Source organism: Paenibacillus oleatilyticus (genome assembly GCF_018998565.1).
Classification (GTDB): Bacteria; Bacillota; Bacilli; order Paenibacillales; family NBRC-103111; genus Paenibacillus_G; species Paenibacillus_G oleatilyticus.
Genome location: NZ_JAHNZO010000006.1, coordinates 18,073 through 43,155 on the forward strand (window position 1 = coordinate 18,073; position 25,083 = coordinate 43,155).

Sequence of the window (25,083 nt, forward strand, 5' to 3'; positions counted from 1 at the left end):
TCCCTTCATTCCCACTCTTCTCATAAGCATACCAATACTGAGGGAAAAAGGGAATAGCAAACTTACCCTTTTTACAAAAAAACAGGAACGAACATTCGGTTAATCCGTAGGCCGCGACATGTCGAATACAAACTGAAGCCCGCCCTTTTTCTCGCAACAAACCCCCAAATCGAGCAAAGGCTGAACGCTGGAAGGATCGGTCCGGTAAGCCATATTAAACAGTTCGCACGCTTTGTCCATATTGTGCAGCTGCGCTTGTATGCATCCCATGGCATTAAAGGAAATCGCTTTGAGCTGCATGTTTTCGGTCAGCCGGGATAAAAATTGAAAATGCAGGTAGCTTTCTCCGGCTTCCCCTTTGCGCAAGTAAGACATGGCCAAATAAATCCGAGCCAAATTGAAATCGGGTTGGAGCCGGATCAGCTCGTCGAATTCGGCAATCGCCCGGTCGAACATATGGAGCTTGTAATATCCTTGTCCCCGGATAAACAAATCGGTTCGTTTGCCTGAAAATTCGGGATCGAGCGGATCGGCTCCCATACCGTTCAATGAAATGCCGGCAATGCTTATCAGCTTACTCCATTTCTCTTCGAACTGCAGCCATTCTTCAATGCAGGCGTCGCTCATCGCCTTCAGAGCCCGCAGCTTTTCCTGCAGCTCCCTGCGTGCGGCGCCTTGGGAGGACGGGTATTGCGAGATGACTTCATCCAGCATTTCGTTCATGGAAGCAAAAAGATGTTTAAACATCGGCCTATCCCACCTTTGCTTCTTTTCCCACAGCAGCTTTAAACGTCTTCGCCGCGGCTGTGGCGCCAGCTGTGATCGTATCTACATTGTGCGTCTACCCGTCCCGTTTCATTCTCGTTTAAAGGACCGTGGAATGAATTTCTTCCTTCAACACACCGACGACTTGATTGTTCTCGCCCATAATGGCAATGCTCGGGGTATGCTTGCGGGCTTCTTCGTCCGATAACATGACGTACGATAAAATAATGACAATATCTCCCGGGTGGACCATTCTGGCCGCAGCGCCGTTCAAGCAGACGACACCCGAGCCCCGCGGTCCGGGAATGATATAGGTCTCGAATCTGGCACCGTTATTATTGTTGACAATTTGGACTTTTTCGTTTGGCAGCATGTCGACCAGATCCAGCAAATCCTGATCGATCGTAATGCTCCCGACATAGTTTAAATTGGCTTCCGTTACGGTCGCACGGTGAATTTTCGATTTTAGCATGGTACGAAACATGGCTGACGCCTCCTACGTTTTTGCGCTCTCGGGATACCTGTCCCTAAGCTGTCGGATTACGAATGGCTCAATGAAGCAACGGGAGCATGAAGTATCCGGTTATCGATCAAGCGCGTTCCCCCGAAACGGACGGCCACAGCGATAATAATTCTTTCTTCACTGCTCCAAAAATCCAATGGAGCCAGATCCGGATAAGACAGCAGCTCCACATAATCGATATCGGCCAAAGGTGCGGACTGAATATGCCGAACGACCTTCTGCCTCAGCTCTTCCGGGGAAATCGCTTCTTGACGAGCTTTGAGCAGCGATTCCGCCTCTTCCAGAGCTGCGGAAAGGACAAGGGCTTGCTTTCTCTCTTCCTCGCTCAAATACACGTTGCGCGAGCTCATCGCGAGTCCGTCTTCTTCCCGGACAATCGGACATGGGACGATGGTGACAGGAATGTTCAGATCGTACACCATCTGCTCGATGACCGCTACCTGCTGGGCATCCTTCATCCCGAAATAAGCTTTGTCAGGCTGTACGATATTCAGCAGCTTGGTAACGACCGTCGCAACACCGTCAAAATGGCCAGGCCGGGAAGCTCCGCACAGACGCTCGGTTACTCCGGAGACAGAGACTATCGTTCTGGTCGGCTTCGGGTACATCTCGCTTGCCTGCGGGAAAAATACGATATCTGTCCCGGCTTCACGCGCGACGGCCATATCCCGCTCCTCGTCCCGCGGATACCGTTCCAAATCTTCGTTCGGTCCGAATTGCAGCGGATTGACGAAAATGCTCAGGATAACGACGTCGCACTCTTTGCGCGCGGCTTCGAGCAGCGAGGCATGGCCTCGGTGCAGGAAGCCCATTGTCGGCACGAAGCCGATGCGTACGGCCGGATTGGCGACCCGTTTTGCTTTAATCAACTGTCGTAATGATTCAATCTGATGAACAGTCTGCATCGGTAATCGAAGCTCCGTTTCTTATTCTCTATATGCTGCTACAGGTTTCCCGCCACCGTACAAGGACTCCGCCACTTCGTCGTCCATACGGAACGAATGCTCCGGCCCGGGGAAGCTGCGCTGCTTCACGTCGTCTACATACTGGCGAAGCCCGCTGCGGATCATCTCGCCGACATTTCCGTAGGTCTTCACAAAACGCTTCGGATGAATGTCCGATCCGTAGCCGAGCGCATCGTGAAATACGAGCACCTGACCGTCGCAATCTTTGCCGGCGCCAATCCCGATGGTCGGTATGGACAGCTTGCTTGTCAGATGTGCGGCCACTTGGTCGGTCACCAGCTCCAGCACGATGGAGAAAGCACCGGCCTGCTCTAAGGCTTTGGCATCGTCAAGCAATTTTTGCGCTTGCGCGACTGTCTTGCCCTGGATTTTATAACCGCCGATCTGGTGAATCGACTGAGGGGTCAAACCGAGATGGGCCATCACAGGAATGCCGGCTTGCACAAGTGCTTCAACCGTCGGCGCAATCTCTGCTCCGCCCTCCATCTTCACCGCTTTGGCCAGCCCTTCCTGCATAATCCGTCCCGCATTCCGCAGCGACGCATCGATGCTGCCGTGATACGTATTAAACGGAAGATCCGTTACCACAAAGCTGGTCCGGACCGCACGCGTCACCGCACGCGAGTGATAGATCATATCATCCAGCGTGACGGGGACCGTCGAATCGTAGCCGAGCACGACATTGCCCAGCGAATCTCCCACAAGAATGACATCGATGCCGGCTTCCTCCGCCAGCATAGCCGTCGGGTAATCGTAGGCCGTCATCACGCTGATCGGAATCCCGTCTTCTTTCATTTTTCTCAGTTTGGCCGTCGTTACCGGTTTGCGCATGTTCATGATTAACACCTTGCCTTCCGGGTTGGAATGGTTCAGGGTTCCGTCCGCTCGGGGAGCATCTCCCTCTGCCGTCCTTCCTCCTGATAGTATTGCGATAATCGGCCGGATTGTTGCAAAGAGCAAAAAAACCTTTCAGCCCATACGGAGGCTAAAAGGTTCACATGTCCTTCTCATATGATCCTTCTGTCTCGGTCCGGTTAGGCTCAGAGCAGAATCCGACATAATGCTTGGGTATTGCTATTCGGTTGTTCAAGCAAAAAAACATACGGTTGAAGTACAGCTCCATACGGATACCGTCTTCGTACCGTACATTATACCAAAGTTTTCAACTTGTGTCACCCAAAACTGATATCGGCGGAATACAGCTTTTTTACCGATCCGTCTGCAAGGCGAAGTAGTAGAGCGCCATGCTCATCGATTCCCTCGGCAAATCCTTCGAATTCTCCTTGAGGCGTCCGGCAGCGGATATTCCGGTGAAGCGATACGTTCAGCGCTTCCCACAACAATTTGATGGGAGCAAAGCCCTCCCACCGGTACAACTCGTACAACTGCTCCCACTCCAGCAAAAACCGGCTGAGCACCTCGATTCGGTCCACCTGACGACCTGCCTCGATGGCCAGCGATGTGGCCGTATCCCGCAGCTCCGGAGGAAAATCGTCCGTTTGCAGATTCACACTGATGCCGACTCCGGCGACAATGTGCTGCAGCCGCTCATCCTCGGCGCTCGATTCGAGCAAAATGCCGGCGACCTTCTTGCCGCCGACAAGCAGATCGTTAGGCCATTTGATCCCCGCCTCCACCCCTGTCGCGCTGCGGATGGCCCGGCATAAAGCGACAGCAACGAGCAGAGTCAATTGAGGAGTAAATAACAAAGGAATCCAAACCGGCTTCAAAATCAGGCTCATCCAGATGCCTTTTCCGATCGGAGAATGCCACTGGCGTCCCATCCGGCCTTTCCCGGCCGTTTGCTCTTCCGTCAGAATAAGCGTGCCTTCCTCCGCACCTTCCGCGACACAGCGCGCCGCGACGATTTGCGTCGACTCCACTTGGTCGTAATATTTCACGAACCGGCCGAACCGTTCCGTCTCCAGCTTCAATTGCAGGCGGCTCATATCCAGCCTGTCCGGCTTGGCTAGCAGCCGGTAGCCTTTGCGCGATACCGCTTCGAAACGGTATCCTTGCTGCCGCAAACGCTCGATCTGCTTCCAAACGGCCGTCCGGCTGACTCCAAGCTCCTCGCTCAGCTGTTCGCCTGACAAAAATTTGCCGTCCGATTGCTCGAACAGTCCGATCAGTCGATCCGTCATCATTCATCGTTCTCCTGCATTTTATCGTAATGCTCCCGGGCTGCTGCTAGCAGCGTTTCTTTGTCATTGGGTAGTTCGCCGAGCGCAGCAGCTTCAAGCAATCGGTGCAGCAGCCGGCCGGTCCACGGACCGCCTTTGACTCCCAGATGGCCCATAAGCTCTTTCCCTCCGACAGCAAGCTCTGCAAGAGCCGAAACGGGCATCTGCTCATGCCATACGGGGCCTAATCTTCTCCATACATCCACTGCCCTGCCTACCTTGACGTTGTCAGTCCGAATCGGGGCGGACTCCAGCAGGTAAATCTCTCTTAACGTACGGAGCGCAGAAACGCCATAGGTAAGCGCGGCGGCGATCCATCTTCGTCTCAAGTATGATTCTTCGTCCCATTCCTTCGCGTCATCCAATCCGGATACAAGAACGGTGTGCGCGGCAACGATTCGTTTGACTGTCTCCATCTGCTGTCTGGAAAAGGTTAGCTTGATCATATCCGCTTCAACATCCGCCGGATCGGCTTCCAGTCGAATGTAGATAAAAGCCAGCCGATGCTCCATTTCCATTAACCGAGAGAGAGGCGGCCACTCCGTCTCCTTGTCCAGACCGGAAAGCAGCAGCTCCTGCTTCACATGACGGAGCGCCCGGCTTTCCGCGAGCAACTCCAGGGCCCTGTTCGGATCGCTGCCCCCAACCATGCGCTCCAGCTCCGCCCGGATACGTTCCATGGCGATATGCCGCAGAAGCGAAATGCCGGAATTCAGAGCGTCCCAGGTCGCCTGTTCCACCCTCAGGCCGTATTCCGACGCAAAACGGAGGCAACGCATCATTCGCAGCGCATCTTCCCCGAACCGTTCTTCCGCTTGACCGACGCAGCGAAGTACGCCGCGTTCCAAATCCTTCAGGCCATCGAACGGATCGATCAGATCGCCGCTTTGATCGATAGCCATCGCATTCATCGTGAAATCGCGCCGCTGCAAATCCTCAGTCAAGCTTTCGATATACTCCACCTCGGTCGGGCGGCGGAATGCTTCGTATCCGCCTTCCCGCCGAAATGTAGTCACTTCGTAGGGCTTCTTGCCGATAACGACCGTGACCGTCCCATGCTGCAAGCCGGTAGGCACGGTGCGCTCAAAGAGCCCCTGCACCTGGTCAGGATGAGCGGAGGTGGCAATATCGTAATCCTTTACGGGACGGCCGAGCTGTTCGTCCCGAACGCATCCGCCCACCAAATAAGCCTCGAAGCCCGCCTCGCACAAGCGCCGGACAATCTGCATGGCCCCCTGCTTTAAAGCATCGCTCATCTATGTAATCCCGCTTCCTTTGTCAGCAATTAAGCGGATTCTCCCGAATCGATTCCGGGATCGGCCGCCCAAGCACCCGATAATACAATTCTTCATACTGCCGCGTAATCAAATCGTTGCAGAACGTGTAGCGCGCCCGGTACAAACAAGCGTCCACCGTCTTTTTGTACAAGCTTTCGTCCTTCAGCAGCGCGATCGCATATGCCGCCATTTGTTCCACATCGCCGATGTCGGCCAAGTAACCGGTTTCCCCATGAGTAATCAACTCAGGAATACCGCCGGCGTTCGATGCGATCGTCGGCACGCCGCAGGCCATCGCTTCCAGCGCAACCAAACCGAAGCTTTCCTTCTCGGACGGAAGCAGCATCAGGTCGGCTAACGACAGCAACTGAGCGACATCGTCCTGCTTGCCACAGAAGGTCACCCGATCCAACAAACCGAGCTCCTTTACCTTGCAGAGCACCTTGGACAGCTCCGGGCCTTCGCCTACGAACAGCAGACGGGAAGGCACTTCTTTGCGGACGCGGTCGAAAATGTCCACGACATCCGTTACCCGCTTGACCGGACGAAAATTGGAAATGTGAATCAAAATCTTTTCGTCAGGATGCGCAAACTCTTTGCGAAGCGCTGCCACTTCACGCGGATAATACACCCGTTTGTCCACGAAATTGTAGGCCAAATCGATCGGCTTCTCGATGCCGAGCAATTGCCGCGTCTCCTGGATCAAATCCTGGGATACGGCGGTCACCGCATCGCTTTGGTTGATCGCATACCGGATCAGGTCGCTTAACGATTCGTCCTGCGCCAGGACCGTAATATCGGTGCCATGCAAAGTCGTTACCACTTTCAGCTCTGGCCCGACCATTTGCTTGGCAAGCAGGGCGCAAACGGCGTGCGGAATAGCATAATGGACATGCAGCAAATCCAGCTCTTCCAGCTTCACCACCTGTGCAAGCTTGCTGGCCAAAGACAAATCGTATGGCGGATATTTAAACACGTAGTAGTCGTTGACTTCGACTTCGTGATAGAAGATGTTGCGATCGAACTTTCCAAGTCGAAATGGCATACTGTGCGTAATAAAATGAACCTCGTGCCCTTTTTCCGCAAGCAGCTTGCCGAGCTCGGTGGCGACGACGCCCGAACCCCCTAGCGTGGGATAGCATGTAATTCCGATTTTTAACCGGTTCATTGTTTTCGAGCCGCCTCCTTTTGCTCCTGAATTTGATCACGCTTTTTAGAACAGTTCTGTCAAATAAGGCAGCTTGCTGATAAAGCCTTCCGCATAACGGACCGCCCGTTTTTGCCCAAGCAGAGAGTCCCGGGCCTCCACCCGTTCCAGATAGCCTTGATTTAGCGGTGTGCGTACGATGTCGTTCCCTACAGCCGAGCCAGACGTTTCGAATTGGCTCCGGTATGCCAGCAGCGACGAGCGCTTGATCTCATAATGGGCGGTCACGTCAACCATCACGTCCGGTTCTACCACATCGTTAATAAAATAAAAGTAGCTTTCTTCTACCGTATGCGCCGGGTGATCGGGCAAGTACCGTCTCAGCTTGGCATTGAACAACGCTTCCTGTACCAGCTTGCTGCAGGCGATATGGTCCGGATGCCGGTCCTCCCAATACGGAGCGAATACGATGCGCGGCTTCCATGTACGGATCTCCAAAGCAATGCGCTCCACATACTCCGGCAGCAGATAAAGTCCGCGGTCCGGCAGCTGCAAATTGGTGCGTACGGTCAGACCAAGCGCCTCCGATGCCGCCTTGGCTTCTTGTTGGCGCGTTTCGACGGTACCGTTGGAGGACATTTCCGCCAAAGTCAAATCGCAAATGCCGACTTTAAGCCCGGCTGCCGTATGCTTCGCAATCGTACCGCCCATACCGATTTCCGCATCGTCCGGGTGAGCGCCAAAAATGAGCAAATCAAGCGACTCGTTCATTGGTCGATCCCCGGCTTGTATTTATGTACCAGCTCCCGCCATGCGAAGTCCCCCCGGTCAAGCGCCTTTACCAAAATTTCCGCGGTCGCGATATTGGTGGCGCAAGGAATCCCTTGAACGTCGCACAGACGAAGCAAAGCGATAATATCGGGCTCGTGCGGCTGCGCCATCAGCGGGTCGCGCAAAAAGATAATCAAATCGATTTCATTGGTCGCCACCAAGGCTCCGATCTGCTGGTCCCCTCCGAGCGGACCAGACATAAAGCGGTTTATCTGCAGGTTCGTATTTTCCATAATGCGCGTGCCTGTCGTTCCGGTCGCATACAACGTATGATCTTGAAACACGTTCTCATAGGCTGTAACGAAATTTACCATTTCTTCCTTCTTGCGGTCGTGTGCGATAAGTGCGATTTTCATTGCCATAGGATGGCAGCTCCTCTCTAAACTCCTATAAAACGAGGACACTCGAGCGGTCCTTTTCGGTCCGGCCCCATGTCCTCTTTCGTTTTTAATCGATAAAATGTTCGAAGCCGTAAACCATACCGGTATATTCCATGACTTTCTGAACGGCTACCTTCACACCTGGCATATACCCGGCCCGGTCATACGAGTCGTGACGGATTTTCAAGGATTGTCCGAACGCACCGAAGATGACCTCCTGCTGGGCAAAAATACCCGGCAGCCGAACGCTATGAATCCGGAAACCGTTATAATATCCTCCGCGCGAGCCTTCGATCGTCTCCACTTCGTTCGGATTGCCTTGACGCAGCTCCTGACGCGCTTCGGAGATCAGCTCCGCCGTCTTCACGGACGTGCCCGAAGGCGCGTCCAGCTTCTGGTCGCCATGATACTCGATAATTTCCAGATGAGGAAAATATTTGGCAGCTTGCGCAGCGAATTTCATCATCAAAATGGCGCCGATCGAGAAATTCGGAGCGATCAAGCCACCGATCCCCGCTTCCTTGCACAGCCTGTCCAGTTCGGTAATATCTTCCGGCGTAAAGCCGGTCGTCCCCATGACGGGGCGAACCTTATGCTTTATAGCCAGTCGGGTATGCTCTACCGCCGAGTGCGGAGCCGTAAAATCAACCAGCACGTCGGGTTTCGTTTCCGCGAGAGCAAGCTCCAAATCGTCCGTAACCGCAATGCCGCAAGCATCCAGACCGATCAGTCTGCCTGCATCCGTTCCTACAGCGGAACGGTTAACCGCAGCGGCCAGCTCCAGCTCCGGATCGCCCAAAACCAGCTTGACGACCTCGCGCCCCATACGGCCTCCCGCTCCGGCAACCGCTACTTTGATGATTGGTTTCATATGAATTCATTTTCCTTTCCGCTTAGGTGTCGATCATTGGCACTTATAAGGTAACGCTCATATATTCCTTCCACTTTTGCCGGTAGTCCGCGAGCAGCCGCAAGCCGATGGAATGCTGCGGATCCAGCCTGAGCAGTTCCTGAATGGCCTGCACGGCCGGAGCGAACTCCCGAAGCCGGGAATAAGCGACACCCAATAGTAAAAAAGCTTCCTGCGAAAGCGGATCAAGCTTCACCGCTTGCTGCAGCAGCGACACCGCCAGCCAAAGCCGTTCGTCCGATTCCTCGAACAGCTTCTCTGCTTGAAAGGTCATTTGCCGCGCCTGCAGGTGCTGCAGATGGAACGTGTAATGCTCATCCTCCGGCTCAAGCCGTACCGCTTGGCTTGCATGCGTCGTTGCTTTATCCAGCTTGCCGCTGCGAGCGTACGTAATGGACAGCTTGTAATGGTACGCCGCGCATTCGGGATTCGTCGCAATCGCACGTTCGAACCAGGTAATGGCCTGTTCGAAGTCGTGATTAAGAATCGATTCGTACGCTTTCTTGATTGCCTCTTCGCCTTTCAACTCCATCATCTCCTTCCTCAGCCAAGCCGGAAGCAAGCCTTCCCGCCGACATGAGAAGTGCAAGGTGATGATACAGTATATGAAAAGGATCAAGCGTCCGTGTTTATTTTCGTCCAACGGTCCGCGTCCCGCGTCCGGAATTTGTGCATGACCTTATCATGCGCTTCCGTCAAATCGATGCCTAGCGAATTCGCAAAGCAGATGGTAATGAACAAAATGTCGCCAAGCTCAAGCTCGATGGAGTTTTCCTCTTCCGTCGCCTTTTTAGGCTTCTCGCCGTAACGATGGTTTACTTCCCGCGCCAGCTCCCCTACCTCTTCCGACATCCGGGCCAGCATCGTCAGCGGTTTGAAGTATCCTTCCTTAAACTGCGATATGTATTCGTGCACCTCGCCTTGGAGGTCCTTTAATGTTTTCTCGGACATACCGGGAGATGTTCACCCACCTTATTATCAGATGACGAACGGTTGTGCGAGACAACCGTATCAGTACCATGTTAACGCAAAGTGAGGGGGAATGACAAATTTTTTTTGCTTCTTAAAACTTTTTCATTTACTTTATCATGAAAAAAAGGGCAACGCGATAACCTAAGAGAATGTTACTATAAACATCTTTTCGAATCGAGGTGGATTTATGCCGGAATCCCTGAAAGCACATCTGAAAAACATCGTTCCTATCTTGCTTGGCACGGCGATTTATGCGTTCGGAATTCATTATTTCGTGATCTCCAATGAATTGATGGAAGGCGGAGTGACCGGGGTTGCGCTGCTGCTCTCTTATATTTTCGGGCTGCCGCCGTCCTTGACGACTTTAGGTCTGAACATCCCTCTATTTTACTTGGGGTGGCGTATTTTGGGCAAAGCGTCAATGGGATATACGGTGCTGGGCACCTTGTCCGTATCGTTCTTTCTATGGGTCATGGAGCGGCTCATTAAGGCGGGGTGGCTTGTTCCGTTCCGGACGGAACACGATTTCTTCCTGGCAACGGCTTATGCCGGGTTTACGCTCGGCCTCGGTCTCGGTATCGTTTTCCGGTACGGGGGAACGACCGGCGGTTCGGACATCTTGGCGAGAGTCGCTCACAAACTGAAGGGCTGGAGTATCGGGCAAGTGATCTTGATTATGGACGTCGTCGTCATCGGCGCCTCGCTCTTCTTTCTCCCGAAAGAGAAAATCTTATATACCTTTGTCGCCGTGTTCATCGCTTCGAAGCTGATTGACATTCTTATCGAAGGGGCGTACGCCGCTAAATCGTTCATGATCGTCACCGATCACGCCGATGAGGTTTCTGCGGCGATTACGAAGGAACTGGACCGGGGCGCCACCCTGTTCCCTGCGGTCGGAGCCTACTCCAAGCAGCCCAAAAACGTCGTCTACTGCGTCGTAGCCCGGAGCGAAATGAAAAGGCTTAAAGACCTCGTCCGTTCCATCGATCCCCTCGCATTTCTCATCATAACGGAGGTTCACGACGTTGTCGGAGAAGGCTTTAAGCCAAATTAAGCCTTATTCAGCTTCCCGGCTTTTCTTGGTCAGGACGGCGGACCGGAACAAGGCCGCCGTTTTTCTTGGATAACCGCCAGCCGGCAAAACCGAGCGATGCCAAGATGACGGAACCGAGCGTCACAATCCATAGGATCGGGTTCTGCTGTTCGGGGTAAGGCAAATAGGCGGTCGTCTCACGTTTCAAAAACAGCTTATCTAACAGGCCGCGGAGCGGAGGAACCGCATTGAGCACGTTGCGGTACAGCTCGCCTTCTCCTTGAGCTTGAAGCTTAATGAAAGTTGCAAGCGAATCGAGCTTCTCGACGTCGGCAGGATTGCGGCTGATCAGCAAGCTCGGGCGGATGAGGCCAATATGCCGCTCCAGCAATGCCGCTCCTTTTCGAACCTCGGCTCTATTTTTATCGGTAGCGGCCTTTTCAAGCAGGTTCACATCGTCGGAGAGCAGCTTGTCATACTGCAGCCATAATGGCGTATGAGGGTGCGTCAGCGCATCCGCTGCGAGGCGAATTTTGGCAGCCGCCATCAATCCTTCTTCCGGCTTGAAGCTTGCCGCATGGAACACCCGCTTAGCATCCGTAACGGCCCTCGTCAGCGCGTTCATCCCTTCGATTGACGTGATGCCTTCAAAGCGTATTTTCGGTATTTGATCGCTTAGCTGCTGAAGCGCCATCAGACTTCCCGGAACGTCTCCTTGCTTTGCTTTTTGGTACAGTTCTTCCGCCGTCCGGCCCAGCAACTCTGTCTTCTGCACCTGCTCCGCCGAGGGCTTGGACACCGACGTTTCTTTTGCGCTTTTTTCCTCCCCGCACCCTGTTGCAACCAGCATTAAACTGACGGACAGGGCCAGCCAAACCCCGAACCTTTGCCATCTTCGAACCTTTCCGGCCATTGGGACATCCCCTCCTAAGTTCATCCTATGGAGAGAAAGTGCCGATTAGACCGACTATTTGGACGAGGTTCTGGCCGGCCGAAGCTCTCTTATGAGCCACAACACGAGCGCCACGGCAACGCTAACTATACTCAAGGTCAAAGTAAACGTGGCAATTTCAGATAGGTTGTCCTCCAGCACTTTCGGCAGCCACGGATACACCCCTTGCCCGTAATCCATCGTATCGTTCAACAATACCCAGCATGCGACAAGAATGACAGATAGCCAACGATATCGGTACAAGCGAAAGTACAGAACCGCTTCGGCCGCCATGCCAAGATGGGAGCATACCAGCATCCAATCCTGCCATACAAGACTATCTCCCTTATACGCCCCGGCAAAAATGATCGCAACGGCCCAAATCCCATATTTAAACGAGGTCACGACAGCGAACGCTTCAACAAAGCTTCTCCAGCCGCTTTTCTTTGTTGGATTCAAAGTATCGGCCGGTGATCGATAATGGTCAAGAAGCCAATATCCTACCGCCCAAGTAAAAAACAAACTGGCCGTAGGGCTATCCGGCACAAATGGCAAATAAAGCGGCGACATTTCAACAATCGTATAGACCAACTGATTGCCATACCATATATAGCCGTATATTGTCCCAAGCAGATTAATCCAGAACAAACTCCATAGCATGAACCGGCTGCTCAAAAATTCGCGCGAAAACCAGTATGACAAGCTCCTTCCCAACAAAACAGTTCCCTCCAGCTCCTTATGTGTTCAACCTCGACTTAGCTCCCTCGATTTTAAAAAAACCTGACCGCGCTTAACGGTCAGGTTCGGTTAATTTATTTGCTTGCTTTTTGCTTGGAGAGCCAATCGGCCAGTTTGTCGATGTCAGCTTCCGTCAAACCTTTTGAGATGTTCGCATCATATTGGGCCGGCATGCTGCCTTGGCCTTTCTTGATGATGCCGAGAATCTCGTCCTTCGAATGCTTGTCGCCAACTCCGCGAAGTGCCGGAATTTTGGCGGAAGGCATTCCTTTCAGTTCGCCGCCATGACAAGAAAGACAAGTGGATTTTTGGTAGATCGCTGCAGCCGGGTCATCCGGAGCAACGATTGCCGCAGCTTGCGCAGCCGGTTTCTTGGCTCCGCCGCCGCCTTCTCCGCCAGCTTTCCCCTTGTTGGCGTGCATTTCCTCTTCCCGCTTGATGTGCTCGGGAATCACGTTTTTCTCTTTCAGTTCCAGCTGATAGTGATGCCAGGATGTATACGTCAGATAAGTGACGGCAATCAAGCTCAAGAACATCAAAGAAGAAGCGATCGGACGCTTATAAAAGCGTCTTTCTTTCCCCGTATCCAAGAACGGCGCCAGCAACAGCCCGCCGAAGAGGATACCTGGAACGCCTACCGTACCTAGGACCACAAATTGGTTCGAAGTGTACGGATATTTCAGCAGCTGGTACATAAACAAGAAGTACCAGTCCGGCATTGGGATGAACTGCGTATTCGTTGGATCAGCAGGATAACCGAGCGGGGCCGCTTCGGACATAACCAAGGTCAGAATCCCGACCAGAACGACAACGCCAACCATCCATTCTTTTAATAGAAAGTTCGGAATAAATACTTCCGATTTTCCGGGATAAGCGGAATAATCTTGGGGAATCATCCGTGACGACTTGGCACGTACGCGCGAATCCCCGACGTAAACGATTTTTTCATCAGTTTTATGACCGTGAGCCACGATTCGCCCTCCTTCTCATTTTCTCATGAATACCGGCTCAGCAGGCCTCACCGGTTCTTACAGCGGACCGGAAATCCCTTGCTTGCGGATCATGAAGAAGTGTCCGGCGAGCAGGGCAAGCAAAGCTCCCGGCAGGAAGAACACGTGCAGAGCAAAGAATCTTGTCAGCGTCTGTGCGCCTACGATCTCGCCGCCCTGCAGAAGCGTCTTGGCATACGGACCGATGAACGGCGCCGACTCAACGATCTTGAGCGTAACGCTTGTTGCGAAATAGGCTTTGTTATCCCAAGGCAACAGGTAACCCGTCAAACCAAGTCCCAACATGACGAAGAAGATGAGCATACCTACAACCCAGTTCATCTCGCGAGGCGCCTTGTAAGAACCCGTAAAGAAAACGCGGAGCGTATGTAAGAACATCATCACAATAACTAAGCTGGCTCCCCAGTGGTGCATGCCGCGGACAATAACGCCGAAAGCCACTTTATGCTGCAGGTAATCGACGCTCGCATAGGCATTGATAATATCCGGCACGTAATACATGGTAAGGAACATCCCGGACAAGATTTGTATAACTGTGATAAAGAATGTCAACCCGCCAAAGCAATAGACGAATGCGGAGAAGTGGTGCGCCGGGTTTACGTGCTCCGGTACCTCATGGTCCGCTACGTCCCTCCACATCGGCGTGATATCCAGACGTTCATCAATCCAGTTATAGACACTTTTAAACATCTGATGTTACGCCTCCTTATTACACCCGTTTGTTCGGACCGAGCTGACCCAGGTACACAAAACCCTGTTCGATCTTCACTTCGTATTCGTCGAGCGGCAGCGGTGCGACGGCCAAGTTTTTGCCGTCTGCGGTATAGTGGGCGCCGTGGCAAGGACAGTAATACTGGTCCTTATACTCCGGGCTGCCGTTCCAGTTGACCGTACAGCCAAGGTGCTTACACGTCGGATTGAGCGCGAAGACTTTGCCGTCCTTCCCTTTGGAAATCCACGCCTCAAGCTCCGGTTCGCTTTCGTACCAGCCGTCCACTTGATGTACTTTAAATTTAAAGGATTTCGGCTCGTTCGTTACCTTCGATTCTTCTACAACCTTAACCCATTGAGCCTGAGCTTTAGGCTGAAGAACCGGATCCACCGCAAACCGAATCATCGGAACCAGCATCCCGGCACCCATGAAAGCTCCAGCTCCGCCAAGGGTGTAGTTAAGAAACTGGCGTCTGGACATTTCACGACGCGCCACCGGCTTCTCACCGTGATGCTGCGACTCTTGATTCGAGTGATCGTTCATTTTCGTTCTACCCCCTTTTGCAACATATATCAGTCGTTCGACATAACTTTACACCATATACTAGGACATAACTAATAATAGCTTACGTCTCTGGGTGCGTCAAGAATGCAGACAGGCCATTCCGGCGTGTAATTCTGGCCGCTGATCACAGTGTTAACGAAATTGTCACAACTGCCGGAACACCCTGAAAACGAGGGCTCTTGCATAGAATTTGCATAGTTCCCACAGATCATACATGCTTCACAACGTTTGCCTTCCGTTCCATAAAGCCGTTACCTCTTCGGCAGCCCGTCTCTTCGCGTCGGAGGCGGATTGGCGCAGTTCCTCCGGTGTAAATCGAAGCCATAGATCCGCTTTTCCTCTCAGCTCTTCCGGGTTTAGAACAAGCTCTTCCTCCGATTTGGCCGTCACGATCACGACATACCGGAAACCGGCTTCCTTAAGCCTGGCACAGGTTTCTCCAAGGAACGTCTCTCCCGGACTCGACGGAACGAAGTGAATAGCCGGGTAGGTAACGGTTCGGCCTTTAAACGGGATCTCCAATAAATCGAGAGCGTCGCGCAGCCGCTCGAGCTCGCTTGCCGCCTGCCACGGCGCTTCGGTTCCCCGCAGTCCGGTCACGGGCAGCAGGCACGTGTCCAAGTAAGGATGAAGCTCCTCCCACTGCGTTTCTTGAATTTCGCTGAATTTCATAGGTATCACCTTCTTTCCTGATCTTTACTTTAACATAGAAAAAAGACATATGAACGGGCTTCATATGTCTTTTCGCAAAAATGACACGTTTGTGTTCCGGACTGCCTTGAAATCGTCATTTCCCCAGAGAGCGCAGCGCATTGAGTTCGGTCGTTAGGGCAATGAAGGATTGTTCGTCTCCCTTGGCCAGAGCTTGATCGATCTCTTTATATAGAACCTGCTCTTTGTAGTTACGCAGTGCTTCATCAAGCAACATTTCAGCAAACAAACTCAGCATCATTTCGTTCGTCACATTCATTTTGCCCATGAGAACCTACCTCCAAACCGGGTCATGATTATTTCGATTCATTCCAGCATTCCCTTACTTCCGTTCCTTCCGATATTCCTCGCCCTTTAAGCAGTAGCTTTCCATTGTCCGTTTCATTCGTGCAAGGTCCGACTCCTTCAGCTCGCGCACCACTTTAGCCGGGGATCCGAGCGACAGGGTAAACGGGGGGATCGTTTTGTTTTCGGTCACGAGTGAACCCGCTCCTATTAAAGCATATTCACCGATCACGGCGCCGTTAAGTACAATCGCCCCCATGCCAATTAATGTGCCTTTGCCTACACGGCACCCGTGAATAATCGCACCGTGTCCGACGGAAACCTCATCTTCGACGATGAGCGGCTGGTCCGTATTGACGTGACCGATGCATCCGTCTTGAATGTTGCTCCTTTTTCCGATTCGGATCGGGGCCAGATCGCCGCGCAGCACGGTATTGTACCAGATCGTTGCGCCCTCGCCGATTTCCACGTCGCCAATGATCTGCACGCCCGGTGCGAGAAAAGCGGTAGGATGAACCGTAGGGGTAATGCCGTTATAGCTGTGAAGCATAATTGTCGCCACTCCTTTGGAAGCCTGAGCATCCGCTCTTACTTCGATCGGACGGATCAGGCGGATTAAATGGAGTGATTGTAGCAAGGGGATTACCTGTTGTCAAATGGCAGTTCAATCTTCTCTTCGTCCGGCACATAGGTGCCCTCGATAATACTGCTGCCGAGCTTCGTTACCTGAATGACACGGCCGCACCGTTCCTCTTCTCCGATCCGCAGCAGTCCCAGATGCATCATCATTTGGATGATACGCTGCTCCAGGATGGAATCGGGCGTATCGTAATAAAAGGAGCGGATCAGCGGTACGAGCGCCCGCTTCACGGAATCAAGCGTCACCCAGTCTTTGCACAGACGGTTCAACCATTGGGCGATCGATTGCAGGTGAGGAACAGGGCCTTTATAAAGCCTTAACCAGAAACGGTACACCTGAACCGGGTCTTCCTTCCCTCCTTCGTTAACCCGGGCCAGCCCTTGCTCCGTCAGCGCAAGCACCTGATGATGCTCGGTGACGAGGTCGTTATAGTAGCAATAGTCGTAAATGAAGGAGAAGCGGTTCGGATATTCGCGGAACATCCGTCCGTAGCCGAAACGCCAGGCCGTCTTCCCTACCGGCTCCTCCCGTATGGCCATCCGTTCCAGCACCTGCTGAAGACTCCTTTTGTACATCGCGTTATCGCTCGTCAGCATGACTTCCTGATCGCGTAGAAAGAGCAGGAAATTCGCGATGTCGTCCAGGATCAACTTTTGCTCGTCCCGGTAGACCGGGGGCTCTTCGGCAGCATCCAGCTGCTGCTCGAATCGCTTGGCTAGGGCGGTAACAAACCGGCGTTTCAGATCCGCAGGCACTTGAAACAAATATTTCGTCTGCTGCGAATGGCCGTTAAACAGCCAGCCTAGCTGCTTGAAGCGGGTAATCGTATCTCGCGGATTCCAAGCCGCATCCGTTTCTTCTTTCTCGAACCGGCTCTGCTGCACCCGGGCGACAAGCTCTTCGAGACTGAACGATCCCCGCTGGTCGAACAGCAGCGAATTAAGAAACCGGATATCCTGGGTGGACAACGCTCCGATCTGACTGTCGAAAATGTCTCTTCGTCCTACGGTCGACAAAATCGATTGAATCAGCTCGTTCTTCGAATGTCCGTTGCACTCGCAGTTGTACGTACCTGCGATGCGGCTCAACTGGTGAATGTCGGCATAGCTTAACATGTCGGCTAAATTCATCCGTTCGTCCCTCCAGAACTTCCCTCCAAACTTTCTTAGTACCCAGTATGGGAAAATGTTCTAAATTTAAACGCGGTCGTTTAAAAGTTTATTTCCGTTCCATGTAAAAAAGCGGCTTTGCACGCGCTTCTAAAAATAGTAATGCGTGCAAAGCCGCTTCATTTCGGCTAAGTATGGTATTACTGTCAAGCTCCTTGCCCAAGCTCCGCAAGATGGACGGTACAGTTTAGCAGACGGCACTGCCAGCCGCCCGGCGTCCGTTCCATGACCGTGAGCGACGTATTGCTCAGATGCTCTTCAATCTTTCTTCCGATAAACTGTGCCAGCACCGGTGCGATGTATCCGCCATGGCTGACGAGCAAGATCCGTTTGCCCTGATGCTCGCGGTCCACATCGACGAGAAAGGACGCCCAGCGCGCCAGCAGCTTCTCATCGCTCTCCACGCCGAGATCCAAATCTCTCCAACCCTCGCCCCAACGATCAGTGCGCTCCTGCAGCGTGGTCCCTTCCAGCTCGCCAAATGCCCGCTCCCTCAGCCTGGCATCCAACCCAAGAAGCGGAGTTCCGGTAAGACGGGATATTGTAAGAGCCGTTTCTTTAGCCCGAAGCAGATCGCTGGCAATAACGCCGTCCCATGCCTCTCCCGCAAGCCGCTTTGCCAGCAACTCGGCCTGTACCCTGCCGACTTCTGCCAAGGGCGTGTCCATCTGCCCCTGCATGCGTCCAGCCAAATTCCATTCCGTTGTCCCATGACGTATAAACCCAAGCGTTAACATTCGTTCGCCGACTCTCCTTTTCTGTCTGATGCAAAAGACAAAAGCCCCGGAAACGGGGCTTCTCGTTACTGACGCGTGCGCGAAAACCAATTCATGATCAGGAGCGTGCCGGTCAATCCGAATAACGAAACGAAAAGCATATAATCGTTGACCGTACGAATCGGTCCGACCTGGTACATGAACGGATCGCTAAACCCACGAAGGCTTGCTACGGCTGTAGGCATCGCATGCACGTTCATCGAATCCGATTGCCCGGCTACGGCAACGACGGGATCGTTCATCCGCCCGAAAACCGCGGATTCGTGCGCCGAGCCGGCTTCGTACCGACCGTCGTTCATAAACGAAAAGTAAAAGGTGACCATAAACAAAGCGATAAAGCAAGCGATCACCGCAGTCAGGTTCCGCCGCAGCTTAAAAGAGAACTGATACAGACGGTCGCCCACGGGAGTGCGCCACGACTCATCCGCATAGATTCGCTTCATTACGCTGGTGGATACGGAAACCTCGCCGCTGTCGAACGTCGTTTCCCCCCCGGCCGTGCGGATTAATTCCGTGCTCTCTTGCCATATTTGAAATTCTTCAGCGCATGCCGGGCAATTCTGGATATGCTCATCCACCGCCAGCCGGTTCGGATCGTCTTCCGGCAGGTCCCAGTATATGCCGAAAAAATCATAAACGTCATCGCATTTCATCGTCGATTCATCTCCTCATACTCCTCAAAGATCGGTTCAAGAAAGTATGGCTCCAGTTGAAGCTTTACACTGGCCCTTGCTCTGAACAACAAAGACTTGACCGAACTCACCGTTTGTCCGAGGATATTCGCTATCTCTTGATAGTCAAGCTGGTCATACTCTCGCAATATAAGCGCGGAACGCTGCTTCTCAGGCAAATTGTTGATCGCATCGCGAACCATAGTCACCTTTTCGTTGCGAAGCACCGTTTGTTCCGGTAATGTTTCCACTGCGGTTTGAGGCGTGTATCCGCTTTGCTCCAATGAAACCTGGGTGTTCTTATGTTTACGCAGCTCGCTAAGAACCGTATTGCGCGCAATGGTGTAGAGCCAAGTGGAGAAGGTCGCCTCTACCTCGCGGAACGAATGCAGGCTGCGATAAGCCTTGTAAAAGGTCTCGTTGCACAAGTCCTCCGCCAGCGATTCCATTTGTGCGCTTTTCAGCATATGAAAGATGAATGCCAATATTTTACGTTCGTAGCGGCGCATTAATTCGTCGTATAGTTGGACGTTGCCGTCCTTGATTTCTCTGATCAACTGGGAATCGGTCATGCGAGTGCGACCCTCCTTGTGATTCCTGCTTACTCCCAGCGATGCTACTTTGTTGTACTATTGGGGAGTAAAAAAGTTGCGGTCGATTTTAAAATTTTTTTTAGAATTGGGGACGATCATATAAGATTCGAGGTAACTAGCCAAAAATCCTGCTTTTCCGACAAGATTCATAACTTTTTCCAAAAACAGGTGTGCACTTTTACTTCTTTATCGACCCATTTTCTGTATATGCACACCGGCAAAAAAAAGACCGCCTGAAATTCAGGCGGTTGCACAGTGTGCCATTATTCGGATAGGAGTGGAGAGAAACCATACTGTACTTTTATTATATGTATACGTTTACAAAATGTCAATGGTTTTTTTGAAAACGGTTTCGATTTTTTTTAAAAAAAAGACTACACGTGAACCGCGTAGTCTTTTTTAAGCAATTCCAGCGCTTTGTCCATTTGTCCTTCCTCCCGGAACGACAAGCGCAAAACCCCGGGGACATCTTCCCGGCTTTCGATGATCTGAATGTTGCTGAGGTTAATCCGGTGACTGCCGAGCAGCGTCGTAATCTGCGCGATGATCCCCGGATGGTCAGGCACGTCCACATAAATATCGTAGAACGAATGAATGACGCCCTTGCGCCGCTCCGGCAACCCGCTGCGGAACTCGTTGGCCTTCTGAAACTCTCGTTCGATGCCAGGACCGTCCTCCGCCTCCAACCGACCGATAAACCCGGCAATTTCGTCATTCCAATCCCGAAGCAGCTTCAGGACCACCTCTCGGTTGTTGATCAGAATGTCCCGCCAGATGACCGGGTCGCTGGAAGCGATGCGCGTAATGTCGCGGAAGCCGCCCGCCGCCAAATTCTGATACAGCTCGTTCGATTCGTTATAACGAGCGATTTGGTTCACGAGCGCCACGGCAATAATATGCGGCAGATGGCTGATTGCGCCGACAATCTCGTCATGCAGGACCGGGTCTACCTTCACCAGATGCGCCCGAGTATGCTGAAGCAGCTCCGCAAGCCGGTCATAAGCTCCCTTCGGCGTTCCGGCATCCGGCGTCAGCACGTAGAAGGCGTTCTCGAACAATCGGGAGCTTGCTGCCTCAACGCCCGACTTTTCCTTGCCAGCCATCGGATGCCCTCCGATAAAATGAACACCCGACAGTTGAAGGCGCGAAGCGCAAGCAGTTACGCTTGCTTTCGTGCTTCCAACATCGGTGATGACGCAGCCCGGTTTCAACGGGAGCACGGACAATTTGTGCAAATACTCATCAAGGTTACCAACCGGAACGCACAAAAATATAAAATCCGCTTCCGCCGCTGCTTCCTCAATCGAAGTGGTTGCATGATCCACGACTTCGCGCTTCAAATATTTCTCTACGGATTTCGGATTATTGGAATGGCCGACGACCGTCAGTCCCGGCTTCCCCTTGAAGCACAGGGCCAACGAGCCGCCGATTAATCCGACTCCGAATATGGCAACCTTTGTCATGAGACGGCCACTTCGCTCAGAACTTGCTCCAGCGCTCCAAGGAATTTGTTGTTCTGCTCTTCGCTGCCTACCGTTACCCGGATCATGGTCGGATAGCCCCAGCTCGGATCGTGACGGACGATAATTCCTTTGCGCAGCAGCCCTTGGAACACCGCGCCTCCGTCCCGCTTCACGTCAACCATAATGAAGTTGCCGTGCGCATCGAAGTACGGCAGTCCCAGCTCGGCGAATTTCGCTGTCAGCTTCCGGATACCTTGGGCGTTTGCCTCGCGGCAGGACTCGATAAACGCATCGTCGTTTACCGCTGCCAGCGCCGCTTTTTGGGCGAAGCTCGTCGTATTGAACGGCTCTCGCACCTGATTGATCGAGCGAACGACATCGGGATGGCCTACGCCGTAACCGATGCGCAAAGACGCCAAGCCGTAGATTTTGGAAAACGTGCGCAGCACGACAACATTATTGTGTTTCTCCAGCAGCTTGACGCTGTCGGGATATTGCCCGCTCACGTTGTATTCCGCGTAAGCTTCGTCCAGCACGACCATAACGTTCTTTGGCACGGCCTCCAGGAACGCCGTAATTTCCGCTTCGTTCAGCATCGTCCCTGTCGGGTTGTTCGGGTTGCAGATCCAGACAATCTTCGTCCGGGAATTTACTTTGCCCAGCATCGCTTGCAGATCATGCTTTCCGTTCGCATCCACGGGCACCTCGATCACCTTGGCCCCTTCGACCTCGGCGTTGTGCTTATACTGCGGAAACGTCGGATAGGCGGTAATGGTCTCGTCTTCCGGGGTCAGGAAGGCGCGGGCGATCATCAAGATCACTTCATCCGACCCGAGTCCAAAAATAATTTGATTCGGCTGTACCCCCAGTTTGCCGGCAACGGCATTCGTCAGCTCAACGGCGCCGCCGTCCGGATAGATGCTGACTTGGTCGAGCATAGCGGCAATCGCTTCTTTCGCTTTGGGCGAGCACCCGAAAGGATTTTCATTGGAAGCAAGCTTGATCACTTCCGTCAGACCAAGCTCGCGCTTGACTTCGTCGATCGGTTTTCCCGGCTGGTAGACCGGGAGATGTACGATATTTTGTTTAGGCTGCACGACAAAGGTCACCTCGTCACATGAATTAGTAGCTCCAATACCGGAATCAGTTCCCCATTAATTTTCGCACAAATTCATGAATTTGCAAGAGCCCTTGCGATTTTGTCGACTCATTCGTGAGGAGCGGCAGCGTTTCTTCCACCGTGCGCACCAAAGCGCTGCCCACCACGATCCCGTCGCACGTCCCCGCGAACCGCGCAAACTGCTCCGGCGTAGAGATGCCGAAGCCGATGGCGATCGGCAGATCGGTCGACGATTTAACAGTGGTCAAAAATTCGTCGATGCCGCTGTGGAACTCGGTCCGCGTCCCCGTAACGCCGAGCGACGATACGCAGTAAACGAAGCCGCTGGCACGCGAAGCGATTCGCTGCACGCGTTCTTTGGACGTCGGGGCGACAAGCGGGATGAGATGAAGGCCGTGCTGCTGCGCCAGCACTCGTACCTCTTCATCCTCCTCCATCGGGAGATCGGGAATAATAAGTCCGTCAATTCCATTTTCTTGCAGAAGCTTGAATATACGGTCAAGCCCCGTCTGCAGCACAGGATTATAATAAGTAAATAAAATAAACGGGATTTCGCAGCCTTCGCTGCGCGCCTCACGGGCCGCTCCGATGCAATCGAGAATCGAGATGCGGTTCGCTTTGAGCGCGCGCATGGACGAGCGTTGAATGACCGGGCCGTCCGCCAGCGGGTCTGAATACGGAACGCCCAGCTCGATCATCGCCGCTCCGGCTTTCTCAAGCTCTTTTATGATGTCGACCGAGGTCCGCACGTCCGGGTCTCCGATCGTCAAAAACGGGATGAAAGCCGGCTGTTTTTGTTCACGCAGCTCGGCAAATTTCCGGTCAATGCGATTCATCGGCAGTTCCTCCCAAATAACTCATAATCGCTTCCACGTCCTTGTCGCCGCGTCCGGAGAGGCTGACAACAATGATATCGTCTTTGCTCATCGCAGGCGCCCGCTTGATCGTCTCGGCGATGGCGTGCGCGCTTTCGAGCGCCGGGATGATCCCTTCCTTGCGGCTTAGCAGTTGCAGCGCGTCCAGCGCTTCTTTATCCGTAATCGGGACGTATTCCGCCCGGCCGGTATCTTTCAAATGAGCATGCTCCGGCCCAACGCCCGGATAGTCAAGACCTGCGGATATCGAGTGCGCTTCCTGCACTTGGCCGAATTCGTCCTGCAGCAAGTAGCTGTAAGAGCCCTGGAACACCCCTTGGCTGCCTTTCGTCATCGTCGCGGCATGCTTATCCGTATCGACGCCTCGTCCGGCGGCCTCTACACCGATCAAACGCACGTTCTCGTCCTGCACGAACGGATAGAACATCCCGATCGCATTGCTGCCCCCGCCTACGGCCGCAATAACCGCATTCGGCAGCCGCCCTTCCAGCTCAAGAATTTGCTTGCGGGATTCGTCGCCGATAATGCGTTGAAAATCCCGTACCATCATCGGGTACGGATGCGGTCCCGTAGCCGAACCGAGGATGTAGAACGTATCGTCCACGTGGCTTACCCAATAACGGAGTGTCTCGTTGCAGGCGTCCTTCAGCGTCCGGGTGCCGGAAAGCACCGGAACCACTTCCGTGCCGAGCAGGTTCATCCGGAACACGTTAAGCTGCTGACGCTTCATATCTTCTTCGCCCATGAACACTTTGCACTCAAAGCCGAGCAGCGCGGCAACCGTCGCAGTCGCAACGCCATGCTGGCCGGCACCGGTTTCGGCGATAATTTTCGTTTTGCCCATCCACTTCGCGAGCAGCCCTTGACCGAGCGCGTTGTTGATTTTGTGGGCGCCCGTATGGTTTAAATCTTCGCGCTTCAAATAAATTTTGGCGCCGCCCAAATGCTCGGTCAGTCTTCCTGCGTAATACAAGGAAGTCGGACGTCCCGAATAACGGTGCAGCCAGTAGTTCAGCTCCTCCTGAAACCGAGTGTCTTTAGCGTATTTTTTAAACGATTCTTCCAGCTCGATCAAAGCGTTCATCAGCGTTTCCGGCACATAACGCCCGCCGAACTTGCCGAATCGGCCGTGAATATCCGGTCCGTTATACAATGGTCTGCACCCTCTCGACGAATTTTTTAATTTTCTCGATATCTTTGACGCCTTCGGTTTCAACACCGCTGGACACATCTACGCCATCGGGCATATACGCATCGAGCAGGTCCCGCACATTATCCGGCTGCAGCCCTCCGGCCACAAGCAGCGGAATGCCGGCCTCCCGGCACCAGGCGAGATAAGGCGGAATCGTATCCCAAGCAAACGTTTTGCCCGAACCCCCGCCGTAAACCGGATCGTGCGTATCCAGCAGCATGCCGTCTACAACATGGCGGTACGGCTCCAGCCTGCTTGTGCCTTGGGCCTCATTCCCCGCCTTCGTTTCACCGGCCTTTACGGTAAATACCTTAAATACGCGCGTCCCTGGAAAAGCATGCTTCACAGCGCGACAAAACTCGGCGCTCTCTTCTCCGTGAAGCTGCACGACGTCCAGCGCCGCCTCCCGCAGTACCGCCTCCAGTTCTTCCATCGTCGGATTAACGAAGACGCCGACGGCTGCAGGCGCCTTCGCCCCGGCAGCCGATTTCATGCTGCGGATCATCACGCCGGCCTGCTGCGGCGTTACCTGCCGCTTACTCGGCGCAAAGACGAAGCCGACATAATCTACCGGAAGCGCGGAGACCTGTTCCGCCATGTCAGCGGTCCGCAGACCGCATATTTTCACGCTCACCCGTGTTGTCATC

General features: G+C 53.3%; 30 protein-coding genes. 1 reads left to right on the forward strand and 29 read right to left on the reverse strand.

Going from position 1 to position 25,083, the window contains the following annotated elements:
• Nucleotides 1-99: 99 nt before the first annotated feature.
• From KQX66_RS09225 to KQX66_RS09280, 12 genes are all read right to left on the reverse strand, one after another.
• Nucleotides 100-747 carry a tetratricopeptide repeat protein gene (locus KQX66_RS09225; RefSeq protein ID WP_216792177.1) on the reverse strand — a complete coding sequence of 216 codons (648 nt, stop codon included), beginning with the start codon at nucleotides 745-747 and terminating at the stop codon, nucleotides 100-102.
• 118 nt (nucleotides 748-865) lie between these two features.
• Nucleotides 866-1,249 (reverse strand): aspartate 1-decarboxylase, encoded by a 384-nt coding sequence (panD, locus tag KQX66_RS09230; RefSeq protein ID WP_010501035.1) that lies wholly within the window; start codon nucleotides 1,247-1,249, stop codon nucleotides 866-868.
• A gap of 56 nt (nucleotides 1,250-1,305) precedes the next feature.
• Nucleotides 1,306-2,193 carry a pantoate--beta-alanine ligase gene (panC, locus tag KQX66_RS09235; RefSeq protein ID WP_216792178.1) on the reverse strand — a complete coding sequence of 296 codons (888 nt, stop codon included), beginning with the start codon at nucleotides 2,191-2,193 and terminating at the stop codon, nucleotides 1,306-1,308.
• Nucleotides 2,194-2,214: 21 nt separating this feature from the next.
• Nucleotides 2,215-3,090, reverse strand: a complete 876-nt coding sequence (gene panB, locus KQX66_RS09240) for a 3-methyl-2-oxobutanoate hydroxymethyltransferase (protein ID WP_216792179.1) — start codon at nucleotides 3,088-3,090, stop codon at nucleotides 2,215-2,217.
• Nucleotides 3,091-3,425: 335 nt separating this feature from the next.
• A complete protein-coding gene (locus KQX66_RS09245; RefSeq protein WP_216792496.1) occupies nucleotides 3,426-4,397 on the reverse strand; it encodes a biotin--[acetyl-CoA-carboxylase] ligase in 972 nt (323 codons plus the stop codon).
• Complete coding sequence (locus tag KQX66_RS09250) at nucleotides 4,397-5,692, reverse strand: CCA tRNA nucleotidyltransferase (protein WP_216792180.1); 1,296 nt, start codon at nucleotides 5,690-5,692, stop codon at nucleotides 4,397-4,399. Before KQX66_RS09250 ends, KQX66_RS09245 begins: the two co-directional genes overlap by 1 nt.
• Nucleotides 5,693-5,714: 22 nt before the next feature.
• A complete protein-coding gene (bshA, locus tag KQX66_RS09255) occupies nucleotides 5,715-6,881 on the reverse strand; it encodes an N-acetyl-alpha-D-glucosaminyl L-malate synthase BshA (protein WP_216792181.1) in 1,167 nt (388 codons plus the stop codon).
• 45 nt (nucleotides 6,882-6,926) lie between these two features.
• Nucleotides 6,927-7,631 (reverse strand): bacillithiol biosynthesis deacetylase BshB1, encoded by a 705-nt coding sequence (gene bshB1, locus KQX66_RS09260; protein ID WP_216792182.1) that lies wholly within the window; start codon nucleotides 7,629-7,631, stop codon nucleotides 6,927-6,929.
• Entirely contained in the window at nucleotides 7,628-8,047 is a 420-nt protein-coding gene (gene mgsA, locus KQX66_RS09265; protein ID WP_216792497.1) for a methylglyoxal synthase, read from the reverse strand. Before mgsA ends, bshB1 begins: the two co-directional genes overlap by 4 nt.
• Before the next feature lie 91 nt (nucleotides 8,048-8,138).
• A complete protein-coding gene (gene dapB, locus KQX66_RS09270) occupies nucleotides 8,139-8,942 on the reverse strand; it encodes a 4-hydroxy-tetrahydrodipicolinate reductase (RefSeq protein ID WP_216792183.1) in 804 nt (267 codons plus the stop codon).
• Nucleotides 8,943-8,985: 43 nt separating this feature from the next.
• Nucleotides 8,986-9,507 carry a tetratricopeptide repeat protein gene (locus tag KQX66_RS09275; RefSeq protein ID WP_216792184.1) on the reverse strand — a complete coding sequence of 174 codons (522 nt, stop codon included), beginning with the start codon at nucleotides 9,505-9,507 and terminating at the stop codon, nucleotides 8,986-8,988.
• An 89-nt stretch (nucleotides 9,508-9,596) separates the two neighbouring features.
• Nucleotides 9,597-9,932 (reverse strand): nucleotide pyrophosphohydrolase, encoded by a 336-nt coding sequence (locus KQX66_RS09280; protein ID WP_010501017.1) that lies wholly within the window; start codon nucleotides 9,930-9,932, stop codon nucleotides 9,597-9,599.
• 208 nt (nucleotides 9,933-10,140) lie between these two features.
• Here KQX66_RS09280 and KQX66_RS09285 point away from each other — a divergent pair, with 208 nt between their 5' ends.
• Nucleotides 10,141-11,007 (forward strand): YitT family protein, encoded by an 867-nt coding sequence (locus tag KQX66_RS09285; RefSeq protein ID WP_216792185.1) that lies wholly within the window; start codon nucleotides 10,141-10,143, stop codon nucleotides 11,005-11,007.
• Nucleotides 11,008-11,014: 7 nt separating this feature from the next.
• Here the strand turns inward: KQX66_RS09285 and KQX66_RS09290 are convergent, their stop codons facing one another.
• From KQX66_RS09290 to KQX66_RS09370, 17 genes are all read right to left on the reverse strand, one after another.
• Nucleotides 11,015-11,899 (reverse strand): sporulation protein YpjB, encoded by an 885-nt coding sequence (locus tag KQX66_RS09290; protein ID WP_216792186.1) that lies wholly within the window; start codon nucleotides 11,897-11,899, stop codon nucleotides 11,015-11,017.
• A 54-nt stretch (nucleotides 11,900-11,953) separates the two neighbouring features.
• On the reverse strand, nucleotides 11,954-12,577 hold the full coding sequence (locus KQX66_RS09295; RefSeq protein WP_216792187.1) for a DUF1405 domain-containing protein: 624 nt from the start codon (nucleotides 12,575-12,577) through the stop codon (nucleotides 11,954-11,956).
• Nucleotides 12,578-12,729: 152 nt separating this feature from the next.
• Nucleotides 12,730-13,626: a menaquinol-cytochrome c reductase cytochrome b/c subunit gene (locus KQX66_RS09300; protein ID WP_216792188.1), complete on the reverse strand. Its 897-nt coding sequence runs from the start codon at nucleotides 13,624-13,626 to the stop codon at nucleotides 12,730-12,732.
• 57 nt (nucleotides 13,627-13,683) lie between these two features.
• The gene (gene qcrB / locus KQX66_RS09305) at nucleotides 13,684-14,355 is read right to left on the reverse strand and encodes a menaquinol-cytochrome c reductase cytochrome b subunit (protein WP_054977352.1); all 672 of its coding nucleotides are present in this window, start codon (nucleotides 14,353-14,355) and stop codon (nucleotides 13,684-13,686) included.
• 19 nt (nucleotides 14,356-14,374) lie between these two features.
• Entirely contained in the window at nucleotides 14,375-14,920 is a 546-nt protein-coding gene (locus KQX66_RS09310; protein ID WP_010501010.1) for a Rieske (2Fe-2S) protein, read from the reverse strand.
• Nucleotides 14,921-15,160: 240 nt separating this feature from the next.
• Entirely contained in the window at nucleotides 15,161-15,613 is a 453-nt protein-coding gene (locus tag KQX66_RS09315) for a DUF2487 family protein (protein WP_216792189.1), read from the reverse strand.
• A gap of 115 nt (nucleotides 15,614-15,728) precedes the next feature.
• Nucleotides 15,729-15,920: an IDEAL domain-containing protein gene (locus KQX66_RS09320; RefSeq protein ID WP_025846329.1), complete on the reverse strand. Its 192-nt coding sequence runs from the start codon at nucleotides 15,918-15,920 to the stop codon at nucleotides 15,729-15,731.
• 54 nt (nucleotides 15,921-15,974) lie between these two features.
• Nucleotides 15,975-16,487: a gamma carbonic anhydrase family protein gene (locus tag KQX66_RS09325; RefSeq protein ID WP_216792498.1), complete on the reverse strand. Its 513-nt coding sequence runs from the start codon at nucleotides 16,485-16,487 to the stop codon at nucleotides 15,975-15,977.
• Nucleotides 16,488-16,579: 92 nt separating this feature from the next.
• Nucleotides 16,580-17,707: a hypothetical protein gene (locus KQX66_RS09330; protein WP_216792190.1), complete on the reverse strand. Its 1,128-nt coding sequence runs from the start codon at nucleotides 17,705-17,707 to the stop codon at nucleotides 16,580-16,582.
• Between the two features lie 185 nt (nucleotides 17,708-17,892).
• Nucleotides 17,893-18,483, reverse strand: a complete 591-nt coding sequence (locus KQX66_RS09335; protein WP_216792191.1) for a histidine phosphatase family protein — start codon at nucleotides 18,481-18,483, stop codon at nucleotides 17,893-17,895.
• Between the two features lie 65 nt (nucleotides 18,484-18,548).
• A complete protein-coding gene (locus KQX66_RS09340; protein WP_216792192.1) occupies nucleotides 18,549-19,175 on the reverse strand; it encodes an anti-sigma factor family protein in 627 nt (208 codons plus the stop codon).
• The gene (locus KQX66_RS09345) at nucleotides 19,172-19,765 is read right to left on the reverse strand and encodes an RNA polymerase sigma factor (protein WP_025846334.1); all 594 of its coding nucleotides are present in this window, start codon (nucleotides 19,763-19,765) and stop codon (nucleotides 19,172-19,174) included. Before KQX66_RS09345 ends, KQX66_RS09340 begins: the two co-directional genes overlap by 4 nt.
• A 395-nt stretch (nucleotides 19,766-20,160) precedes the next feature.
• Nucleotides 20,161-21,249: a prephenate dehydrogenase gene (locus KQX66_RS09350; RefSeq protein WP_216792193.1), complete on the reverse strand. Its 1,089-nt coding sequence runs from the start codon at nucleotides 21,247-21,249 to the stop codon at nucleotides 20,161-20,163.
• On the reverse strand, nucleotides 21,246-22,346 hold the full coding sequence (gene hisC / locus KQX66_RS09355) for a histidinol-phosphate transaminase (RefSeq protein WP_216792194.1): 1,101 nt from the start codon (nucleotides 22,344-22,346) through the stop codon (nucleotides 21,246-21,248). Before hisC ends, KQX66_RS09350 begins: the two co-directional genes overlap by 4 nt.
• A gap of 46 nt (nucleotides 22,347-22,392) precedes the next feature.
• Nucleotides 22,393-23,205, reverse strand: coding sequence for a tryptophan synthase subunit alpha (gene trpA, locus KQX66_RS09360; protein ID WP_216792195.1), 813 nt, complete (start codon nucleotides 23,203-23,205; stop codon nucleotides 22,393-22,395).
• Complete coding sequence (trpB, locus tag KQX66_RS09365) at nucleotides 23,192-24,397, reverse strand: tryptophan synthase subunit beta (protein ID WP_216792196.1); 1,206 nt, start codon at nucleotides 24,395-24,397, stop codon at nucleotides 23,192-23,194. Before trpB ends, trpA begins: the two co-directional genes overlap by 14 nt.
• Complete coding sequence (locus KQX66_RS09370; protein ID WP_216792197.1) at nucleotides 24,390-25,082, reverse strand: phosphoribosylanthranilate isomerase; 693 nt, start codon at nucleotides 25,080-25,082, stop codon at nucleotides 24,390-24,392. The genes trpB and KQX66_RS09370 overlap by 8 nt, the downstream gene beginning before the upstream one ends.
• Between the last annotated feature and the right edge of the window lies 1 nt (nucleotide 25,083).

What these genes read in the sequence shown, in the direction of transcription:
- mgsA (WP_216792497.1), bottom strand. Translation starts at nt 8,047, where the DNA reads ATGAAAATCGCACTTATCGCACACGACCGCAAGAAGGAAGAAATGGTA.
- KQX66_RS09295 (WP_216792187.1), bottom strand. Translation starts at nt 12,577, where the DNA reads ATGCTATGGAGTTTGTTCTGGATTAATCTGCTTGGGACAATATACGGC.
- KQX66_RS09325 (WP_216792498.1), bottom strand. Translation starts at nt 16,487, where the DNA reads ATGCTTCACAGCTATAACGGCATTACCCCTACGGTTCATCCTACCGCT.
- KQX66_RS09285 (WP_216792185.1), top strand. Translation starts at nt 10,141, where the DNA reads ATGCCGGAATCCCTGAAAGCACATCTGAAAAACATCGTTCCTATCTTG.
- KQX66_RS09320 (WP_025846329.1), bottom strand. Translation starts at nt 15,920, where the DNA reads ATGGGCAAAATGAATGTGACGAACGAAATGATGCTGAGTTTGTTTGCT.
- KQX66_RS09280 (WP_010501017.1), bottom strand. Translation starts at nt 9,932, where the DNA reads ATGTCCGAGAAAACATTAAAGGACCTCCAAGGCGAGGTGCACGAATAC.
- KQX66_RS09245 (WP_216792496.1), bottom strand. Translation starts at nt 4,397, where the DNA reads ATGACGGATCGACTGATCGGACTGTTCGAGCAATCGGACGGCAAATTT.
- KQX66_RS09310 (WP_010501010.1), bottom strand. Translation starts at nt 14,920, where the DNA reads ATGAACGATCACTCGAATCAAGAGTCGCAGCATCACGGTGAGAAGCCG.
- KQX66_RS09315 (WP_216792189.1), bottom strand. Translation starts at nt 15,613, where the DNA reads ATGAAATTCAGCGAAATTCAAGAAACGCAGTGGGAGGAGCTTCATCCT.
- KQX66_RS09335 (WP_216792191.1), bottom strand. Translation starts at nt 18,483, where the DNA reads ATGTTAACGCTTGGGTTTATACGTCATGGGACAACGGAATGGAATTTG.
- KQX66_RS09250 (WP_216792180.1), bottom strand. Translation starts at nt 5,692, where the DNA reads ATGAGCGATGCTTTAAAGCAGGGGGCCATGCAGATTGTCCGGCGCTTG.
- KQX66_RS09340 (WP_216792192.1), bottom strand. Translation starts at nt 19,175, where the DNA reads ATGAAATGCGATGACGTTTATGATTTTTTCGGCATATACTGGGACCTG.
- panD (WP_010501035.1), bottom strand. Translation starts at nt 1,249, where the DNA reads ATGTTTCGTACCATGCTAAAATCGAAAATTCACCGTGCGACCGTAACG.
- bshB1 (WP_216792182.1), bottom strand. Translation starts at nt 7,631, where the DNA reads ATGAACGAGTCGCTTGATTTGCTCATTTTTGGCGCTCACCCGGACGAT.
- dapB (WP_216792183.1), bottom strand. Translation starts at nt 8,942, where the DNA reads ATGAAACCAATCATCAAAGTAGCGGTTGCCGGAGCGGGAGGCCGTATG.
- KQX66_RS09330 (WP_216792190.1), bottom strand. Translation starts at nt 17,707, where the DNA reads ATGAATTTAGCCGACATGTTAAGCTATGCCGACATTCACCAGTTGAGC.
- KQX66_RS09290 (WP_216792186.1), bottom strand. Translation starts at nt 11,899, where the DNA reads ATGGCCGGAAAGGTTCGAAGATGGCAAAGGTTCGGGGTTTGGCTGGCC.
- panB (WP_216792179.1), bottom strand. Translation starts at nt 3,090, where the DNA reads ATGAACATGCGCAAACCGGTAACGACGGCCAAACTGAGAAAAATGAAA.
- trpA (WP_216792195.1), bottom strand. Translation starts at nt 23,205, where the DNA reads ATGAATCGCATTGACCGGAAATTTGCCGAGCTGCGTGAACAAAAACAG.
- KQX66_RS09350 (WP_216792193.1), bottom strand. Translation starts at nt 21,249, where the DNA reads ATGACAAAGGTTGCCATATTCGGAGTCGGATTAATCGGCGGCTCGTTG.
- KQX66_RS09345 (WP_025846334.1), bottom strand. Translation starts at nt 19,765, where the DNA reads ATGACCGATTCCCAGTTGATCAGAGAAATCAAGGACGGCAACGTCCAA.
- panC (WP_216792178.1), bottom strand. Translation starts at nt 2,193, where the DNA reads ATGCAGACTGTTCATCAGATTGAATCATTACGACAGTTGATTAAAGCA.
- qcrB (WP_054977352.1), bottom strand. Translation starts at nt 14,355, where the DNA reads ATGTTTAAAAGTGTCTATAACTGGATTGATGAACGTCTGGATATCACG.
- KQX66_RS09225 (WP_216792177.1), bottom strand. Translation starts at nt 747, where the DNA reads ATGTTTAAACATCTTTTTGCTTCCATGAACGAAATGCTGGATGAAGTC.
- bshA (WP_216792181.1), bottom strand. Translation starts at nt 6,881, where the DNA reads ATGAACCGGTTAAAAATCGGAATTACATGCTATCCCACGCTAGGGGGT.
- KQX66_RS09370 (WP_216792197.1), bottom strand. Translation starts at nt 25,082, where the DNA reads ATGACAACACGGGTGAGCGTGAAAATATGCGGTCTGCGGACCGCTGAC.